The sequence below is a fragment of the Lactobacillus sp. wkB8 genome (assembly GCF_000761135.1).
Classification (GTDB): domain Bacteria; phylum Bacillota; class Bacilli; order Lactobacillales; family Lactobacillaceae; genus Lactobacillus; species Lactobacillus helsingborgensis.
Genome location: NZ_CP009531.1, coordinates 19,938 through 39,413, shown reverse-complemented (window position 1 = coordinate 39,413; position 19,476 = coordinate 19,938). Strand labels below are relative to the sequence as shown.

Here is a 19,476-nt window from a genome sequence, read left to right as displayed (position 1 = left end):
TTTCACCACTACTTTTTAATACTTCGCGTAATGTCCATAACTTTGTTATTTCCCCAACATCTTTCATACGGCATTCCGGTTAGATTCTCGACAACTGCCTTAGTATTAGGAGTGACGTCCTTTTTGGCGCCGCCATTTCTAAGCCGTTTAATCTCCTGCAGAATAATCTTATGATTTTCCACATTCAATTTACATATATAAGAAAAGGCTATGCCCAAAAGCAGCAGAACAATCGGGACAACGCAATATAAAATTAGCAGTGCCTTGACCGTAGTTGGCGCTTGTACTTTGGTACCGGCCTTAAAGCCGGTCATTTGTAAAATAATGCCGATAATTAAGGTAAAAAGTGAATCAAGAATAGTATCAATGGTAGTGTTCACACCGGCATATTCTCCTTCTCGCCTTTTGGCAGTGACAATTTCATCTACATCGGGCAAAAAAGTAAAGATATATTGCGAAGAATTGACCACACCAGTAATCCCGAAATTTAACGCTACCATGGCAATAATCCACCACATATTTAAATGTGCCGGTTTTAAAACGGCCAACATGAAAATACCAATAAAGACAACGATTGCGCCCCAGGCACCCACACGGTATGAAAACATACCATTTGTTTTAGCCTGCAGCCACATGAAGAACACGAGAAAGATAATGCCAAAAAAGTAGCCTACACTCGTGGAAACAGCGACTTCTGTGGGGCTTAACAGTAAGACAAAGATAATGAAGTACGTATTAATGTCTCCCCGAATAGTCCGAAACAGTTCCTCACACTGCCACATTAACAAATACGTCCAATAAGATTTTATTCTGATAGCACTAATAAAATTCCAAAAAATATTAACCAGCCGTTTCCACAAACTAATCTTATTTTGTTCAAGCACAGTCGACTCATCAACAGGTCTTTCATAAACCGAATTGTAAAAAAGAATGAGCATCAATGTACCCACAATATCGTAGACTACAGCGGCAATTACAAAACTATTAACGTTATTTTGACCACAAATCTTGAATATCCAAGCAATAAATAAAGAAGCAAATATTCCGGAAGTAGCAGCTCCAGCCTGATTAAAACCTACTAGCTGTGCCCTTTGATCAGAGTCTTCTGACATTTCTGATGTCAAAGTTAACTGCGAAGTTGACAGCATGGGGGTAATAAGGAAATATAACAAAAAGAAAATAAAATATAATGGTTGCGGCATTCCTGGAATCCACATAAAAATATAGGTCAAAGACTTTAACGGAATTCCTATTAAAAACATTGATTTTCTACGCCCATGTTTGCGCCCAAACTTTGTCTGATACAAACGGTCAGAAATATAGCCATATATTGGGGTTAAGACAGCGCCAATGATCTTAGCAGACGTAAACATTAAAGTAACAACCACAATCGGAATTTTAAGAAAAGTCGTGTAGTAATACATCAACCATGTAGTCACCAGTGTGATCATTACATTAGACAATTGAAAAGCCGAAAAACCAATTTTGCGCCATAAAGGAATTTTGACTCCTTCACCACCTGTAGAAAGGTACTGGGTGTTTTTCTTTTCTTTACTCATAATTTGCCTCCTCATACCGAAAAAGCACTAATCAATTATTGATTTAACTAAACTTATAGTGTCATACATTAAGTACCCATCAGTCGTAATACTAATAACATTATTATTTAAAACGGCGGCGGCAGGTAATTTTATCTGCCATAGATGATAACCGCCGCTTTTCATGGCTGAGCGGTAAGCGGCACGATCATTCGGGAAAATTTTAGTCGCTATTGTAGTACCATTTAAAGCAATTTTTACCGTGCAGCCATTATCATTTGTCATGTCTTTTTGAGATGTCCCAGCAAAAGATAACTGTAATTCATAGTCCCGACCATCGAATTGCAGGGATTTTTTACTAAAGTGAATTTGCCATCGACCACGATCATTTTGCAAATAGTACCATTCTGCATCTTTTTCAATGTCATAATCCCAGTTTGCAGGAACCAAATCAAGCCAGCTATAATTTCGCAGCTGCTCACTGAATTTCATCCCGGCTGTAGTATGAGTACACAGACCAATTTGCCAAATAGTTGTTGTTGTCCGCTTAATCTTTAACAAGCCCAGATCTAAATTGTGATCAGTAACTATTACCTCTTTTAAAAGATGTGTTGCCAAATCATCTGCATAATTTTCATAGACATATAGGAAATATTTGCCGGGTCTGATGTGAGCGATATTAAACTCACCCGCAGCATTCGTATCCGTATAGTACATAAAACCAGCCTTTTGCTGGTTAAGCGGCACCTGATCCGCCTTAGTATCTGTCAGAATGACCGTACAGTTTTTATGACGATATTCTGAATAGATTTTGCCCTGTACCTGATAAAGAGTTTGGGCATAATCAGGGTCTTTAACCCATTCATAAGGCCAAGCGGTTTTTTCATGATCCGCTCTTTTTTTAGCATCGGCTAAGTCACCATTATTTAAATAAATGCACCAGGGGCCAAAAATTTTATTAAAATCTGGCTGGACTTCAAACACGCCCTTGCCGAAGTGCTCACTGACCATGTAATTGAGAACTATCGCATCATAATGGACCAGCAAATCTTGATTAAGAGGACCACAACCATAAGCACTTTTATCTGGTAAAATTAGCCAAAAACCTAATTTTTGACCAAATTGGCCCCACAAATCTGTCTTGCTCAAATAGCCGGCATAATCATATTTTGAATAAATCATGCTGCTGTCATAAAGCGAGCCATCCGGCATGAGGTAAGTTTCATCTTGCAATTTTTGCCCCTGCATCATGTGCGCAGAAGTTGGTTGCAAGCCAGTTCGTTCGCCGTTATAACTAATAGGAACTAAAGAACGATTTAAGCGGTAAACCGTGCGTAATTCATTAATCTTAAATTTGCGATGCACGTTATTCCATGCTTTGACATAAGAATAGATTGCGGAATCGTTATTATTAATAATAATATGATATTCAATACCTAATTCGTTTGTATCATCAATATATGCAATATGTATTCGTGCGGCAGATTTCTCAATAATTTTTAGGGCCGACGGCTGCAAGTTAACAGTTTTTCCAGCCTGATGATAGTCACAATAAAAGCTATGCCTTTTATCGGGATCACCCGGCTCGCCGGCAAGATTGGTAAGCAGCTCCAACCCCTGATAACGTAGATGCTTTACTTTGCCTTGCTCATCAAAAGATACTTGTAATTGACCATTATCAATTAAAGCTGCGCGTGAATTTTTGCCACTAATTTTTAACCGTAGATTCGCTTTCATTTTTAATTCACCTTTTTAAAAAAGACCAGATAAAGCACAAGCTCTACCTCGTCTTTAAAAGCAAATGATCAGCATGACCCAGACCTATAGGCGCAGCTGCTATAACCAAAATATGAATATTATTTATTTACTTTTTGCAAAACCAATTTTGCCATGCCTAGAATCCCTGCATCATTGCCTAAACTTGCTAATTTAATAGTAATGTGATTTTGAGCGCTAAAATAAAGATACTTATCCACAGCTCGTTCAACTCTTGCTCTTAAAAATTCACCAGCAGCAGCTACGCCGCCACCAATAATAATTTCTTCCAGATTAAGAACGTTCGCGACATTTGCTAAAGCCAAGCCTAAATAATCACAAGCTTGATCCACCACGTTTAAGGCTAAAGGAGAGTTTTGCTTTGCCTGGTCAAAAATTTCTTTTGCTGTGATTGAGACTTCATCTTGTCCGCTCTCTTTTTGATAAAGACGTACTATTCCAGTGGCTGATGATACCGTTTCAAGGCAGCCGCGATTACCACAAGTACATTTAAATCCCTTTGGGTCAACGATAACATGTCCTAGTTCACCAGCAGCACCAGCAAACCCATGAACCAACTGATCATTTAATACAATTCCAGCTCCTACGCCAGTCCCTAACGTAACATACATGAGGTTGTCTTTACTGGTGCTATCTTGCCACTTCTCGCCAATAGTTGCAGCATTGGCATCATTTTCTATTACAAGCGGTATATCCAAGCCTTTTTGCAGCAGTGCTAGGATATCCGTATCTTTATTCCAACCTAAATTGTTGCAGTCATAAACAGCTAAAGTATCGGGTCTTACCGATCCCGGAATACCTAGACCAACACCTAAAAGGTGCTCTGCACTACTTACTCGCCGTTTTATTTCCTGAACAATTTCTGCCATAACGGTTTCTGGTGCAGTTTTTGCAGGAGTAGCTACAGACCATTGCCTTTTTATGTGACCGGTTCTAGTAACCAAGCCGAACTTAATCGTTGTTCCTCCAAAATCAATGCCAATTACAACATCTTCCATATTTATCGCCGCTACTTACTAAAATTTTAATTTGTTAAACCACCAATTTTTAAATAGCTGGCAGTATTAGTCGGCACTTCTTCATTATCAACAGTTAATTTTTCTGGTCTTACTTTGAAGTGTCGCCCGTCAGCTACTACTACTCTTTTTACATCGTCTACCTTAAAACGTTGAAGTAAATCAGCGCTGGAGGGTAGTTTACCGTTTACTGTAAAACAAGTAATAAAAACAAAGTGGTTCGTGCCGTTACTAATAAATTCACGGTCCGTTTCGGGACCAAACTTAGTTTTTACGATCGGATTTGAAAAGTGAATAAAGCAAGCAGCATTGCCTTTACGAAAGGCTAACCAATTTTCACCAGCTAATTCTTCATCAAACTCCCAGAATGGATAATAGATATGAATAAAAGGTAAGTCATCCTTAGTTAAATTATAAGTCATAAACATGTAATTTTTATACTGATTGATTTGAGGTTCTCTATTATTACCTGCCCAGTAACTTGGTTTATGATCACCGCTATACTTACGCTCACCCGGATTTGTAATCCAGACGTTTGTAATCATGTCTTTCAAAGCAATATTCATATTGTGCTGCTGCACTCCGTGCTGACCAACTTGGTAGTTAATCACGCTAGCCATTGCGTATGCGGGAGTTTTATAGATATATGAATGAGCCTGATTAATTCCTTGAAGATACTCAAATTTATATGGTTCAGTCGGAATAAAGTACTTTTTGAGATTACTTTGTGGTACATAATCCGAGAGTGAAAATGGGGCGGCATCTCTTAAGGCATCATTAAAGCAGCCGATATTAAACGCGACTTTAGCTAAACTGGCAATTTCACTGAGAGAGATGTTTTTTAAATTGTGCTCATAAACGCGTCCATAAGTTGAGGCATAATTTTTACCAAATGAGTTGATCGCAATGATTTGAAAACAAAAATCTAGTCCTTTTTGCGCTAGATTTCTGATACTTTCATCCGGTGCCGCATTGTATAAACTGAACAGTCCAATCAAATCAATTGGCATGTAAGTTAACGAATTCCATTCAGCCAGACCATACTTGAAAAACTCATCAAACCAGTCTTCAATTTGCTTTTTACCCAGTTCATATTGTTCTTTACCTTTATGTCCACTGACTGTGAATTGTTCACTCGGATACAGATAACCGGCAAAATAACGTGCAATATGAAATAAGAATGCGTGATTTTCACTGAAATACCACATGACGTCATTGCCCGGCTCATCTATCCAGTATCTGAACTTTAGTGCTGTTTCCTTAAGCGTCTGCTTAATTTCTGGGGGCATCTTGTCCGGATACTTAATCATAAAGCTTAACAAAGGCGCCAAAATAAAGTCGGAACAATCCCCATGATTATTGACTAAATTAAGTGCACTTTCTAATTCAAAAGGCAGCTTATGTCCTTTTTCATAAGTAAGTGGCTTATTCAGATACATCTTTGCCATAGCAACATTAATATCATCAAGGTTTTGCCTAGCATAATATTCCAAAGCTTGTCTTTTACGTTCTGCCAGCGTTTTACCAGTAATCACATTTTCATAGTTTTTAGTATTATAAACTGTTAACGTAATAATTCTGGTAACCCACGAACCATCGGGCAACTTAACTCCAAATTCAACATTGGTTAAAGAAGCAAATTGAAAATCATACGTTTTGCCCATTACATATTCATGTGCACCTGGCGTAATTGTTACTTTGCGCTCATCCTGCTTGAATTCGGTAATATTGCCGCTTTGCATATCACTATACGGATCTTCAGCAGGTGGATTAAACCTAATTCTTAGAGCAGTATCTACTGGTGAATCTACAAAAAACTTTATGTCGCCTTGAGCGTAATAATCCTTCAAGAAATGAATAGATGCCAGTAAATGTTGTGCATGTTCAAGAGCAGCAGCATCTTTAACCGGAATATGACCATGGAGCTTTTTAGTGCCTAAATTGACCAGAGAAAAGATAAAATCAGCGTCTCTTTCTGCTAAATCGTCAAAATAAACAACTATTTCATTAGTACCCTGTGCTAAAGACAATTCGCAGTTCTTAGCCTTAGTTGTATTCCGCGTATAATTTTTATAAGTTACTTCCAACTTATCATTAACCCATATTTTCATGCCGCCAGGTGTTGACATTTGGAATGGAACTTTAGCATCTTCATCCATATCAATATAAGTTTTAGCCCAACATCTTAAGATTGTTGGTACCGGAACTTCAGTCGATAAGGTAATAAAGTCATCCTCAAAGCCAGAATACACTTTAGTATATTTGATATTCTTAGCTAAATCTTGGTGGTCAATTACTTTATGAGTTAAAAAATAAGCTCTACCCGGATACTCATTATCAATACCTTTCATTTCATACTCATAAGGGCTAGGCCGAAGCCCACTGCGAAATTTTCGTGGCGGAACTGTAGTTTGGCGCTCATAGGTAATTGGTGAAAGTAGAAAATTAGTTAAAGATTCATTTTGTGAAACCGTAAATTTCTTAGAATCCATTTAAATATTTCTCCTAACCTTTTTATTTTTGTGACCGCTTCCATGTTTTTAATTTAGCATAGTAATTTTAGCAAAACAACTTTATTCACAGATAGTAAAACTAGACCGCTTTTAAAAAATAGTTATTTTATGGCTAAATTATTAGGCTTTTTTGTTATGTTAAGGTCTAGACCATTTTCGCAAAAATGTTTTAAATAAAATATATAAAACTAGTTTAAGTATACTAAATTGCTATCCACAGCCAGCTTATTTTACAAAAAACTTTTTAAAAACTTCTGGTTTTTTGAACAAAATATGTTTACAATTTTCAGTGGAACCGCTTCCTAATAGTTTAATAGATTCGATTTATAATAGATTTAGGGGTAAGAATGTAAAATGAATAAACTTTCAAAACGAATTTATACTAAGCGGAAAGTCACTCTTTGGACTGCTATCTGTTATGGTTTAACTGATTTCAGTAGTGGTGGGGCGCAAGCCGTTCAGTCAGCGTGGATGCTCTACTTCTTCACATCATTCTGCAATTTATCTGCTACACAAGGTGCTTCAATTATTGCTATTGGTAGTTGGGTAACTGCAGTTTTTGGTTTGGTTGCTGGTGGTATTACCGACAACTTTTATCACACTAAACTAGGAAAAATATTTGGCAGACGCCATTTCTTTTTAATCTTTGGTTCACCATTAATTCTTTCCTACATTTGCCTGTGGTTCGGCGGTTTGAACTACTGGTACTACTTCTTTGTTTATCTAGCATTTTTGCTGATCCAACAAATGATTACTGTACCTTATTCAACTCTGCCAAACGAAATGACTACCGACTTTAATGAACGTACGTTACTTTCTACCACCAGGTTGGTCTTTGCCGCATTTTCAAACTTCTTTGCCAACTTCATTCCCGCACAACTCTTTAAGGTGTTTGGGCAACACAGCGCTATGGCGTTGACTCTTAACGCTGTCTTCTTTGGTGTAGTCTACTTGCTCGGGCTCTGGCTGACAGCATTTAATACTTGGGAAATGCCTGTTGACCAAGTCGAAAATGTGGCTGACAAAGAGGCTGAAGAAAACAAACAAAAAAAGCATCAAAAAGTTCACGGTTCTTTCTGGAAGATATTGGGAAGACAGCTATTAGATTACCTTCGCGTATTCCGGGTTAAATCATATACTCAGCAAATTTTGATTTACCTGCTGTCATTCACCGGCTTTGATGTTATGAGCATGGTCTGGACATATTATGTTATTTTCTGTCTGCACGGCAGCGCCTCAACTGCCGGTTACATCATGTCATTTGCCGGTTTCGGTTTTATTGGTACTTTAATTGGTGGCTGGGCTGTTGTTAAATTCGGTCCTAGAAAAATTTATGGCGTAACTTTAACAATTGACTTGGCTACATTTATCATTCTTTATGCTCTAGGAAAACTGCAACCCAAGAACACATTCGTATTATTATTTATCATCATGATGCTCTTCATAATTTCCAGAGCTATTGACTGGTTCCTTCCTTGGAACATGTACCCATTTATGCCGGACTTAGGCGAACTGCTCACTGGCGAAAACAAGGCTGGTACTTTCCAAGCAGTTGTTAGTTTTGTCCGTGGTTTAACTTCAGGACTATCCGGTATATTTGTTGGTATGTATCTTGATAACAACGGCTTTGCCAAAAATGCAGCAACTCAGCCAATTGCTACTCAAAACGCAATCTTAAATGTTATTTTGTTTGGCTCTGGTATATTGATTTTCTTAGCATTACTCATCTCATTTGGTTATAAACTAAATAAGAAGAGCCATACCATAATAATCAACGAAATTGCCAGACTTCGTGCCGGCGGTTCTAAAGCTGATGCTACTGATGAAGTAAAGCGCACTACTAAAGACATTATTGGTGTTGATTACGATAAAGTTTGGCCAGAAGCTAAAAATTCAAATAACTAAATTTTAATGATTTAAGAGATCGGAAAAACTTTTTCCGTCTCTTATTTTTTATAAAAATAGAGAAAGTGTTAACAAAATGACGGCAAAAATTAAAAACCCTACTTTAGATTGGCTCAGCGATACGCAAGTTTTTCAAATTAATCGCCTGCCAGCACACGCGGATTTTGCCTTTTATCAAAATCAAGCAGAATTTCAGAGTAAAAAAACCAGTTTAAAACAAAGTTTAAATGGTACTTGGAAAGTGCATGTTGCTCAAAATCTTTCTACTGCACCATTAAACTTTTACAAGAATGATTTTAATGATAGTGGCTTTTCATACGTTAAAGTCCCTGGACAATTAGAATTACAAGGATTTAATCATCCTAAATATGTTAATACGCAATATCCGTGGGATGGACATGAACAGCTGGTGCCTCCCGCTATTCCGCAAAAATTCAATCCGGTCGCAAGCTATGTAAAGAGATTTGAACTCAAGGACAATCTGAAAAATAAAAAAGTTTTTCTCTCTTTTCAAGGTGTCCAAACAGCTTTCTATGTCTGGTTGAACGGTCATTTTGTGGGCTATAGTGAGGATTCATTTACTCCCAGTGAGTTTGATATTAGTGATTATTTACTATCTGGTACCAATCGCCTGGCAGTGGCAGTATTCAAATATTCCAGTGCCAGCTGGCTAGAAGACCAAGATATGATTAGATTGTCTGGGATATTCCGTGACGTCTACCTTTACGCCGTACCCGCTACCTATATCAAGGACCTGCATTATCAGCCTGTTCTTAACGCCGACTTTGCAGAAGGCAATGTTAGTGTTACTGCTAAAGTTGAAAATAAAAATGAGCAAACCAAGTTTCGCTTTGAATTATTCGCTCCAGACAAGCATAAAGTGCTAGAGCGAACTTTATCTGATAAAGAACTAGCCCAAGCAGTATTTAAGGTGGCTCACCCTAAGTTATGGAGTGCAGAAGAACCTAACTTATACAACGCTGTTCTTAGCATTTTTAATCAGGAAAATCTTGTTGAAATCACATCTACTCAAATTGGTTTTAGAAGATTTGAAAAAAAGAACGGCATTATGTTGTTAAACGGAAAAAGGATTGTCTTTAAGGGCATTGACCGCCACGAGTTTGATTACCGCTTTGGTCACAGCGTCACTAAAGAAGATATGATATTCGACGTTAAGTTTATGAAGCAGCATAACATTAATGCCGTCAGGACTTCCCACTATCCTAACCATCCTTTCTGGTATAAGCTTTGCGACCAATATGGTATCTACATGATTGATGAAGTTAACTTAGAAACCCATGGCTGCTGGTTACAAATTGATGCTTTAGGAAAATCTTGGAATATTCCCGGCGATCATCCTGAATGGCTCCCAGCAATTATTGATCGGGACAATTCTATGTTTCAGCGGGATAAAAATCATCCGGCAATCCTAATTTGGTCTTTGGGAAACGAATCATACACAGGTAAAGATTTAGTCGCAAGTGCCAACTGGTTTCATCAGCATGACCAATCAAGATTAGTTCACTATGAAGGCTTCTTTAGGGGCGGCGCAAACCAGAAGTATTCTGACATGGAGACCCACATGTACTGGAAACCCCAAGATATTATTAATCAATTGGAGAAACACACTGACCGGCCCTTTATTCAATGCGAATACATGCATTCAATGGGTAACTCGACTGGTGGTATGAAATTAGATACAGAACTTGCAGACAAGTACCCCAACTACCAAGGGGCGTTTATCTGGGACTTTATTGACCAAGGTCTTTTAACAACCGATCCGCGCGGGCAGAAATGTATTTCGTACGGCGGTGATTGGACGGATCGACCAAGCGACTATGAATTTTGTGGCGATGGCATTCTGCTGGCTGATCGGACCCCTTCTCCTAAAGCGGCTGAGGTTAAGCAAGACTATTCCAATATCAAAATTAGAATTGATCAGGACGGTTTTACTATTAAAAACAAAAATTTGTTTATTGATACTGCCAATTTAATTTTTACTGCCAAAGTACTAAAAGACGGCAAGCTTTTAAAAGAACAAGACTTTAACCTAGTTGTCGAACCGGGAAAGAGTTTGCAGCAGTCTTTGCCGTGGTCAACTGGTACCCAACCCGGAGAATATGTTGCAGAAGTTGCGGCTAAACTTAAAAATGATACTTTGTGGGCACCAAAAAATTATGAAATCTGCTTTGCCCAAAAGTTAATTAAGTCTATTAACAAACCAGCAGCTCAAAAAAGCAAACTTAATTTGGTTAACGGCAGTACCAACATTGGTGTCAGCGGAGAACACTTTAGCTTACAACTATCAAAGGCCAAAGGCGGCTTGAGTTCCTATAAATATGACGGACAAGAATACATTTCCGAAATTCCCAAGTCCAGTTATTGGCGCGCATTAACCAATAATGACGATGGCTACAATGGTGGCTTTGAACTTGGTATGTGGTCTATTGCCGGCAAATATCAAAAATTAATTGATAGTGACATTGCACAAACTGAGACAACAGTTACGATGAGCTTTAAATATCAATTGGCTCTGCCCGAAAAAGTGTTTAATACCATCACTTATACGGTAACTCAAGACGGGGCGGTAACAGTTACTCTTTCTTATCCGGGACACAAAAATTTGCCTAATATTCCTGCTATCGGAGTGGATTTCAAGTTACCGTTACAATTTAACCATTACGAATTTTACGGTTTGGGACCAGATGAAAATTATAGTGATCGTAATAATGGTGTTAAACTTGGAATTTTTAAAGGTAATGCTCAAGATAATTTCACCCCGTATCTAGTACCGCAGGAAGCGGGAAATCATGGTGCAACACGCTGGCTCAAAGTGTACGACGACAGTGGCCGCGGATTAAAATTTACTGCACTCAATAAACCATTTGAACAAAGCGTTCTGCCTTACAGTGAATATGAAATTCAAAATGCATATCATCATTATGAGTTGCCTCAACCATACTGCACGAGGGTCAGAATTCTGGCTAAACAAATGGGTGTTGGCGGGGATGACTCCTGGGGCGCACCGGTTCACGCACAATACCAAATTAAGGCTGATAGCCCAATCACACTAACTTTTAAGTTCCAAGGTTTCAGTGACAGCCAATAAATATTTGAACTTAATAATTTTGGTTTTACATAAAAAAACAAAAACTTATTTTCTATCGTAAGAAAATAAGTTTTTTTATGATGTCATATCTTAAATATAATCATTAAAGTCGATTACAGTATCGTACCGCTTTAATTCTGCCGGTTCATAGTGGTGAATAACCTCAATGAAAGTGAAGTCTGAAGCAAACAAGTAATCATGAATTGCTTGAGAAGTTGCCTTATCTAATGAGGCATTGACTTCGTCTAGTAATAAAATTGGTCGTTTGGCTAAGATAGCCCTTGCCAGTTCAATTCGGGCTAATTGCCCACCCGATAATTGATCAGCATTATCACCTAATTGATAGTCAAAACCTTTTTCTTTAACCAGCTGTCCCAGTTCTAAATGTTCACACACGTCTGTAACTTTTTCTCGCGGGATGTCCGCACCTAACGTAAGGTTAAACCATAATGAGTCGGCAAAGATAACCGCACTTTGGCTTGAATATGCAAACAGGTTGGTAAAAGTGCCTGGTTGTACTGCTTTTTGATTAAGCAACTCTTCTTGTGCTTGGCCGTAATCACCATACATTAAATATTGAAGCATGGTGGATTTACCAGAGCCGGACGGTCCAATGACCGCAACTTTTTGTCCTTTTGCAACTGCAAAATTAATTTGACTAGCTAATTCTTTACCCTGACGCTTTAAAGTCAGATTTTTCACTTCTAATTGCTTAAAGTCACCAGTAGCAACACCGTTTTGCAGTTTTTGCTCACCTTTAGCAATAAACTGCTTGATCTTGTTAACAATACCCTTAGTGGTAGATAAATTGTTTCGTTCATTTAAAATTTGCAGAATAGGGTTAACAAAAGAGTTAGAAAGCTGGGTGATGGCAAATAATGCTCCCAATGTTATTTGACCATTGACTACCAATAATGTCCCAAAAGCAAATGGTAGTAAAAAGGCACTGGCAATCGCGATAATATTAAGGTAGGTATTAGTATTATTATTCAGCACATTCATTTTGGCCAGTTTTTCTTCCAGGCGTTCAACGGCACTCTTATTTTGCTTAACAGCATTGTCTTGCTCGCCGTATAAATTAAAAGTACTGGTGCCAGCTAAAATGTTTTTGGTTTGGCTGACATACTTGTCGTTAGCCTTAGTCCAATCACTTGAAGCCTTTTGAATTGGTTTTTGGAAAAAGTTAGAGACGATAGTAGGGATTGCTGAGCCCACGAAATAAATCAAGGTAACAAACCAGTTTAGATATAAAGCATAACCTAGCGCCAAAATAACGGTATAAGCATAGATCAGCATTTCAATTTCAGCTTCATAACGATTAGTTTCTAATAACTTAAAGTCGTTAGTTAAAAAACCTAAATTAGCACTATCTTCTTCTTTATTTTGCAGCATCCCTTTCAATACTTTAGTTCTCAACTTAGTGTTAATCTGCTTAACTGCATCGGTTTTTAAGTAATTAAATAGTAAGCCTGAAATTAAGATTATAGTCAGCGCTACTATGATCTGCGTTACTAAAGAAGGTAAGACTGAAAATTGTCTCTTAGTTGCCATATTGATCAAATTGCTAAGCATATAAGCAGCAAAGATATTTAAAGTACTGTATATCAAACCGAAAACATTGAGCCAAAAGAATTTTAAATGTGAATAGTTATGGTAAATCATTATTTTTCTCCCTCAGTTTTGTTAATAATTTTTTCATTCATAAAGATGATAAATTAATTAAACTTGAGAAAGGCTTTGATTACAATACTATTTAACTAAGAGGTCACTATCAGGAAAGCAAGTGGAAAAAATATTGTACTAAAATACAATGCCTTTTTTGCTGTTTTTAATTTCTAAACTCATTAGTAATACCTATAATTATCTCAATTAAAAATAGTATGTTCCACAATATAATCTTTGATCTTTCTTTTCTTATTCTTCTTCATCTTTTAAGTACTCCTCTAAACAAAACAAGGTTTCAATATCAGTTCTAAAAACTTGCGCTAGTTTATACGCCAAGATAAGTGAGGGTTTATATTTCCCCTTTTCTACTGAGATAATCGTTCGTTCAGTGACACCCACTTTAAGAGCGAGTTCACGCTGCGTTAAGTGCAGCTTTTTCCTATTTTCCTTAACTAAATTTTTGATAATCTCACCTTCTTCAAAATATAAAGTATACTTCATGTAGTTAGCTTCGTATTATATTACGACAAAAGAAAAAAGCCAAGCAAAACTTGGCTTTTAATTATTAATAATTATAGTAATTACTTATTTACCTGATTTATCAATCTGTGATCTCGGAAATAGGAAATAAGGTTTTGAGCAGCTTCAGCAGTAACAGATATGCGCGCTTCTTGGGTTCCTGCACCCGCATGCGGTGACAAAACTACATTGTCTAAAACACGCAAAGCTGATGGTACTTCCGGTTCGGTTTCATAGACATCTAAGCCTGCCCCGGCAATATCTCCGTTTTGCAATGCGGCAATCAAATCAGTTTGTTTAATCAATTTGCCCCGAGCAGCATTGATGATATATGCTGTCTTTTTCATTTGCTGGAAAACTTGTTTATTGAAAACGCCAGTTGTTGCAGGTGTTGCAGGAGCGTGCAAGGTTATTACATCTGCTGTTTTGACTAGAGTAGCAAAATCGACATAATTAACTTTCATTTTTGCTTCTTTTTCAGAACTTAACTGGTGCCTATTATGGTAAATGACTTTCATGCCAAAGACTTGCGCGTATTTTGCTACCTGAGAGCCAATGCGTCCCATACCATAGATGCCAAGTGTTTTTCCTTGAAGTCCCGTACCCATATTTTCTGGTTTTGAAACACTAACCCATTTTCCTTCACGAATGGTTTTATCATAAAAATGCAAACGCCGAACAGTTGCTAGAATTAGGGTAAAAGTCATTTCGGCAGTAGGAATCAGAACGCTTTGGGGACAATTAGTCACTACGATTTTTTTCTGTTTAGCATATTCGATATCTATGTGGTCAAAGCCAACACCAATAGCAGTAATAATTTTTAAATTGGTGCCTGCATCAATCAGTTCCCGATCGCCTTGCAATCCCATAAGTATGAGCCCATCATATTCTGGTAAATGAGCTAAAACCCAATCTCTGCCAGCTTTTTCTGGTTTACAGTCTACGGTAAAATTCTTTCTTAACTCAGTTAAACCAGCTTCTGGGACAACTCCAGTTACCAAAATTTTTATCTTACTCATCATCTAACCCTCCGTTTCTTAACAGCGCGAGTCTTCTATTTGTTTTCAGGTGAACGCATTTTAGTTTTCAGTATTTTAACGCCTTAATTCATTATTAATACAAGAGTTAATTATACTTTAGTAATAACTTACAAGCAAAATACCCAGTAAGATTTAAGCCGTACCGGGTATTCTACTTCTTTAGGTTCTTTTGCGCGCTCAACTTTTGCAAAAATAATTACTGAAATAGCAATACCTGATTTAGCAATGCTTTGCCAAAAATAGTCATTTTTTCAGAACCAGTACAGCATTTTCATTTGCTTCTTCATCAAAGTGGATGTTACTTTTTACAGTTATTGCCCCAAAAAATTATTGGTGCAGGAGAAAATGTCAATTGTCTTTACTGTCTTTGCTGATCGCCTACTCAGTTTGCCCAATCTTAGTGGCACAAGTTTATTTATGTCTTATTTATTTCTAGTCAATCGTAAAATTACACTGACTGCCGTTATCGCAATAGCAGCTACAATTAGCCAGCCAAGAGCGTTTTGCGGTCTATTATGTGTTATAACCGGTCCCATGCTCCACAGCTGATTGTTAGCAACAGCCACAACAAAAATACCAATCACGACAACCCACAAAATAATCGCTAATATAGTAACTAGTCTTTGAATATTTTTCATTATTATTTTCTCCTGCCTAAAAAATTATTTTACTATTTTTCTAGCATCACTTGCTGGACTTATATCTGTTTTAGCACAAAGCAGGAATTAATTTTCTTAAAAAATACTTAATTTATAGTATCAAATTTTACCAGACTTGTACCCGCTTATCTGGATCAAGCCACATACCATCATCCTGGTTAACATTGAAAGCTTGATAAAACTCATCTTGACATTGCACCTGCACATTTGCTCGAGCCTGAGAAAGTGCATGAACATCTGACGCAGCAATTAATTGCCAAAATTCGGGCTTAGCGTTTGTTGCCCAAATCCGCGCATAGTTTTCAAACAAAGTTTTGGCGTCTCCCCCTTCTTGCTTGTTAGCTGCAACGGCTACTGTTAGACCACCCTGATCACCAATATTTTCCGAAACTGTCAATTTACCGTTGACTCTGCTTGTACCAACTTCAACGCCATCAAACAGCTTAATTTCGGCTTTGATCCGTTTATTAAATGCGGCATAATCCTCATCAGTCCACCAGTTTTTCATATTACCTAATTCATCAAACTGTGCCCCGTTGTTATCAAACGCATGTGAAATTTCATGTCCTACCACTGCGCCAAAACCGCCATAGTTGGCTGCACGATCTTGGTGTAAGTCATAAAAAGGCTTTTGTAATAATAGTGCCGGAAAAGTAATGTCGTTACTTTGCGGATTATAACAAGCATTGGCTTCTACTGCTGCCATTTCCCAAAGTGAATTATCAACTGGTCTGTTAACATCTGCAAAGTTAGCCCTAAGTTTAACTTGATTATTAGCTTTAATATTGCTGTATAAGCTGCCGCCTGCTAAAGCTGCTGTTACTTTGAACTCGTCATAAAATCTTTGAACATACTCTGGATAAGCGATTTTTAAGACTAAAGTATCTAGCTTCTTTAATGCCTTTTTCTTAGTGGTATCTGACAGCCAAGAATTGTTTTTTAAATGGTCTTGATAAACCGCAATCATATTTTTAACTATTTTAGTAGCATCAGCTTTGGCTTCAGCGCCCAAGTATTCTTTGCCATAATACTGACCAATAACATCACCAAACATTGCAATTGTTTGGTCATATGCAAAACGCTCATCTGCAGCTAAAGAATCTATGCCGTACATTGCTTTTCTTAGTGGTAATCTTGCTTTCCGAAATTCACGTGACAAATACCGTGCCGCTTGATTAATAAAATGACCAATTAGCCAACCCTTTAATTCGAAGAAATGTTTTTCATTAAACAATTCATCAAATTTATCTAAATAACCTGGTTCAGTAACATTAACTTTCTTAGTGGTCTCAAGACCAGTTTCTTTCAGTAAATCAGCTAAATGAATATTTTTACTCTGGTTTGTAAATTCTGCCACACTCAGAGGGTGATATATGTTTTCAATTTCAGAGTTATATTCTGCTGATTGATAAACCTGCGCCAAACGCTGGTCCAGCTTAACTGCTCCGTTAGCGTATTGTTCTGCTTCAGCCTGCTTAACGCCACTCATTGCCAATAGATTAGCGGTTTGCTTTTGCCAAACACCAAGCAGGTTAGTGGTTTTTTCATTACCATAATAACTGGTATCAGCCAAAATCAAATTTTGCCGGTAAAAAGTGACAATATTCAACTGTGCATTTTTGAAATCTGGCTCCACTTCAAATTTGAACGGCAAGTTATCCATTAGCAACAGTTTCGTCAAATTCTCATTGACATCAGCTAAATTATTGAGGCTGGTTAAAAAGGCTAAATCTTGCTTAATTGGGGCAGCACCTTCGGCTGTTCTTTTTTGCTCGTCTTTAGCTACCCGGTAAAACTCTACCGCTTTATTAAAATTCTTAATGTGCGGAATTGGCTTTTGACCGCTTAAAAAATCAGTAAAATCTTTTACCAAGTTTTTGCGAGTCTGCTTCTCTGCCACGCTAAAGCCATCAATGATTGGCCTGCCGGCAGGAACAGGGTTTTCTTGCAGCCATTTTGAATTAACCGCTAAATAAAGGTTATCTTGCTCACGAATATTTACATCAGGTTTAGTAGAATCGCCAAAGCCACCACGAATATTAAATTTAGTCATTTGTTTTTCTCCTTATTTTTAATTTTTTATTAGCTTAATGTTACATTCAGATAGAAAAGCAAAGAGGAAATTGTCGTATTCGACATTTTTAATTTTTCGTTATGGTAGTTTTTAAAAAGATTGGACGCTATGTTGCTAAAGTTAGACATCTTGCCAAATATTTTCGTCATTACTATTAATTTGGTTCATACTAGTGATTAGTAGTATATAATACAATTTAGTAGTAAAAATAGGAGAAAGAAAATGAAACTAAAGAAAAGAATTTTCACAATATTGGCATTAATCGCTGTAGCTATTGGCGTCGGAAGTGTATGTAACACTCCGAATACTGCTCAAGCAAAAGGAGTTCCTACTGTTTTTCCTAAGAACATGCGCGGAACTTGGTACCAATATTATAATGACGGGGCTGGAAGAAAATATCTCAGCAAAGTAAAAATAACTAAAACAACGTATATTTTAGGTGAATATACACCTAAAGTAATACATAAATATATACCACATGATAAACCGGATTTTGAAAGAGCTGATTGGGTATTCATCCCTGGCTATCAGAAACAAAGAGGTATTACTTGGTTAAATGTAAAACAATGGAACGAACCTGCTGGCATCGGTATACCAGATACTGGTGATGATGGTGAAGACGGCGGCTGGGGTGAAAATGGCGGTGAATTTTTCAACGTCTCCAAACTTAAGGGTCACCAGGTATTATCAATTGCAAACACGATTGATGGAACAAGTATACATAATACGACTCACTGGTATCGCTCAGTTAAACTTGCTAAAAAGTTGAACAAGCGCCACTATAAAGGTTTTTTATATTAGTAAACGTTTTTTTAAAAAATAAGATTTAGAACAATAAAAGGCAGATAGTTCACTTAACTATCTGCCTTTACCTTACTATATTGTGATCTTAGCAACTTAACTAGAAACTTTATTTTTTCTTTTCTTCAAAAAACGAGTTATTGCTGTATATATAGCAATGACCATAACTACAGATACATAAACTGTACCCAACATGATTTCTGTGAACCAAAAATCCTTTATTGCGCTTGCCTCATGGACTCCAAAAATCATAGTGCCAAAACTATAATATGCAGAAAAAAGTGTGATCAAAATCATCCCGACCACTATAATCAGTAATAAACTTATTAGCCAATCTAAAAACTTTTTAATAGAGTTCAAACTTGTCACACCTTCTATTCCGCTTGCGTATATAGCCAATACTTGCTCAAACCAATTTAATTACAAAGTTTATTGTTGCTTTAGGATTTTTCTTACCAAAAGTATTTTTTTACTGAATTACTTTGATTTTATCAAATAGTACTTTTCAGACCAACCTGTATTTAGACATTAGCCTCTTTTTGTAAATTGTACATCTTACGATAATCAGCATTAGTTCTGATTAATTTTTCGTGTGTTTCAAAGCCCAGAACCCTGCCATTTTGTAAAAAGAGAATCTTATCCGCATATTTCACGGCTGACAAGCGCTGAGTTACACAAATAATTGTTTTGTCTTCGTTTTCTGCCAAAAATTGACTTTTATAAAAAATAGAAAATCTCTGAGATTATTAGTGCAAAATAATTAAACTTTACACCGAAAACTTGTTTATTACACTGCTTTAATCATTGGCAATATAGCGACTTGCTTTTTCTTTGCCTACTAAATTTATTTTTACTTGGTTC

At 37.1% G+C, this 19,476-nt stretch carries 14 protein-coding genes; 3 read left to right on the top strand and 11 right to left on the bottom strand.

What is annotated here, in order from left to right:
* Nucleotides 1-8: 8 nt before the first annotated feature.
* From LACWKB8_RS00155 to LACWKB8_RS00140, 4 genes are all read right to left on the bottom strand, one after another.
* Nucleotides 9-1,559, bottom strand: a complete 1,551-nt coding sequence (locus tag LACWKB8_RS00155) for an MFS transporter (protein WP_038520502.1) — start codon at nt 1,557-1,559, stop codon at nt 9-11.
* 27 nt (nt 1,560-1,586) lie between these two features.
* A complete protein-coding gene (locus tag LACWKB8_RS00150) occupies nt 1,587-3,275 on the bottom strand; it encodes a polysaccharide lyase family protein (RefSeq protein WP_038520499.1) in 1,689 nt (562 codons plus the stop codon).
* A gap of 119 nt (nt 3,276-3,394) precedes the next feature.
* Nucleotides 3,395-4,312 carry an ROK family protein gene (locus tag LACWKB8_RS00145; RefSeq protein WP_038520496.1) on the bottom strand — a complete coding sequence of 306 codons (918 nt, stop codon included), beginning with the start codon at nt 4,310-4,312 and terminating at the stop codon, nt 3,395-3,397.
* 26 nt (nt 4,313-4,338) lie between these two features.
* Nucleotides 4,339-6,822, bottom strand: coding sequence for a hypothetical protein (locus LACWKB8_RS00140; RefSeq protein ID WP_038520493.1), 2,484 nt, complete (start codon nt 6,820-6,822; stop codon nt 4,339-4,341).
* A 375-nt stretch (nt 6,823-7,197) separates the two neighbouring features.
* Between LACWKB8_RS00140 and LACWKB8_RS00135 the strand changes: the two genes are divergently transcribed.
* Nucleotides 7,198-8,748 carry an MFS transporter gene (locus tag LACWKB8_RS00135; protein ID WP_038520491.1) on the top strand — a complete coding sequence of 517 codons (1,551 nt, stop codon included), beginning with the start codon at nt 7,198-7,200 and terminating at the stop codon, nt 8,746-8,748.
* Between the two features lie 76 nt (nt 8,749-8,824).
* Nucleotides 8,825-11,857: a glycoside hydrolase family 2 TIM barrel-domain containing protein gene (locus LACWKB8_RS00130; RefSeq protein WP_038520488.1), complete on the top strand. Its 3,033-nt coding sequence runs from the start codon at nt 8,825-8,827 to the stop codon at nt 11,855-11,857.
* Between the two features lie 90 nt (nt 11,858-11,947).
* Here LACWKB8_RS00130 and LACWKB8_RS00125 read toward each other — a convergent pair whose 3' ends face one another.
* The 5 genes from LACWKB8_RS00125 to LACWKB8_RS00105 form a co-directional block, all read right to left on the bottom strand.
* Entirely contained in the window at nt 11,948-13,519 is a 1,572-nt protein-coding gene (locus LACWKB8_RS00125) for an ABC transporter ATP-binding protein (RefSeq protein ID WP_038520485.1), read from the bottom strand.
* 252 nt (nt 13,520-13,771) lie between these two features.
* Complete coding sequence (locus tag LACWKB8_RS00120; RefSeq protein ID WP_082229305.1) at nt 13,772-14,023, bottom strand: helix-turn-helix transcriptional regulator; 252 nt, start codon at nt 14,021-14,023, stop codon at nt 13,772-13,774.
* Between the two features lie 80 nt (nt 14,024-14,103).
* Nucleotides 14,104-15,060, bottom strand: coding sequence for an NAD(P)-dependent oxidoreductase (locus LACWKB8_RS00115; protein ID WP_038520483.1), 957 nt, complete (start codon nt 15,058-15,060; stop codon nt 14,104-14,106).
* 443 nt (nt 15,061-15,503) lie between these two features.
* Entirely contained in the window at nt 15,504-15,719 is a 216-nt protein-coding gene (locus tag LACWKB8_RS00110; protein WP_038520481.1) for a hypothetical protein, read from the bottom strand.
* 127 nt (nt 15,720-15,846) lie between these two features.
* Nucleotides 15,847-17,793, bottom strand: coding sequence for a M13-type metalloendopeptidase (locus LACWKB8_RS00105; protein WP_038520478.1), 1,947 nt, complete (start codon nt 17,791-17,793; stop codon nt 15,847-15,849).
* Between the two features lie 243 nt (nt 17,794-18,036).
* Here LACWKB8_RS00105 and LACWKB8_RS00100 point away from each other — a divergent pair, with 243 nt between their 5' ends.
* The gene (locus tag LACWKB8_RS00100) at nt 18,037-18,615 is read left to right on the top strand and encodes a hypothetical protein (RefSeq protein WP_038520475.1); all 579 of its coding nucleotides are present in this window, start codon (nt 18,037-18,039) and stop codon (nt 18,613-18,615) included.
* Between the two features lie 96 nt (nt 18,616-18,711).
* Here LACWKB8_RS00100 and LACWKB8_RS00095 read toward each other — a convergent pair whose 3' ends face one another.
* Complete coding sequence (locus tag LACWKB8_RS00095) at nt 18,712-18,984, bottom strand: hypothetical protein (protein ID WP_082229370.1); 273 nt, start codon at nt 18,982-18,984, stop codon at nt 18,712-18,714.
* 152 nt (nt 18,985-19,136) lie between these two features.
* Nucleotides 19,137-19,322 carry an ABC transporter ATP-binding protein/permease gene (locus tag LACWKB8_RS00090; RefSeq protein WP_038520469.1) on the bottom strand — a complete coding sequence of 62 codons (186 nt, stop codon included), beginning with the start codon at nt 19,320-19,322 and terminating at the stop codon, nt 19,137-19,139.
* Nucleotides 19,323-19,476: the final 154 nt, after the last annotated feature.

Excerpts from the sequence above, each read along its gene's own strand:
- LACWKB8_RS00155 (WP_038520502.1), bottom strand. The coding sequence starts at position 1,559 with ATGAGTAAAGAAAAGAAAAACACCCAGTACCTTTCTACAGGTGGTGAA.
- LACWKB8_RS00150 (WP_038520499.1), bottom strand. The coding sequence starts at position 3,275 with ATGAAAGCGAATCTACGGTTAAAAATTAGTGGCAAAAATTCACGCGCA.
- LACWKB8_RS00145 (WP_038520496.1), bottom strand. The coding sequence starts at position 4,312 with ATGGAAGATGTTGTAATTGGCATTGATTTTGGAGGAACAACGATTAAG.
- LACWKB8_RS00140 (WP_038520493.1), bottom strand. The coding sequence starts at position 6,822 with ATGGATTCTAAGAAATTTACGGTTTCACAAAATGAATCTTTAACTAAT.
- LACWKB8_RS00135 (WP_038520491.1), top strand. The coding sequence starts at position 7,198 with ATGAATAAACTTTCAAAACGAATTTATACTAAGCGGAAAGTCACTCTT.
- LACWKB8_RS00130 (WP_038520488.1), top strand. The coding sequence starts at position 8,825 with ATGACGGCAAAAATTAAAAACCCTACTTTAGATTGGCTCAGCGATACG.
- LACWKB8_RS00125 (WP_038520485.1), bottom strand. The coding sequence starts at position 13,519 with ATGATTTACCATAACTATTCACATTTAAAATTCTTTTGGCTCAATGTT.
- LACWKB8_RS00120 (WP_082229305.1), bottom strand. The coding sequence starts at position 14,023 with ATGAAGTATACTTTATATTTTGAAGAAGGTGAGATTATCAAAAATTTA.
- LACWKB8_RS00115 (WP_038520483.1), bottom strand. The coding sequence starts at position 15,060 with ATGAGTAAGATAAAAATTTTGGTAACTGGAGTTGTCCCAGAAGCTGGT.
- LACWKB8_RS00110 (WP_038520481.1), bottom strand. The coding sequence starts at position 15,719 with ATGAAAAATATTCAAAGACTAGTTACTATATTAGCGATTATTTTGTGG.
- LACWKB8_RS00105 (WP_038520478.1), bottom strand. The coding sequence starts at position 17,793 with ATGACTAAATTTAATATTCGTGGTGGCTTTGGCGATTCTACTAAACCT.
- LACWKB8_RS00100 (WP_038520475.1), top strand. The coding sequence starts at position 18,037 with ATGAAACTAAAGAAAAGAATTTTCACAATATTGGCATTAATCGCTGTA.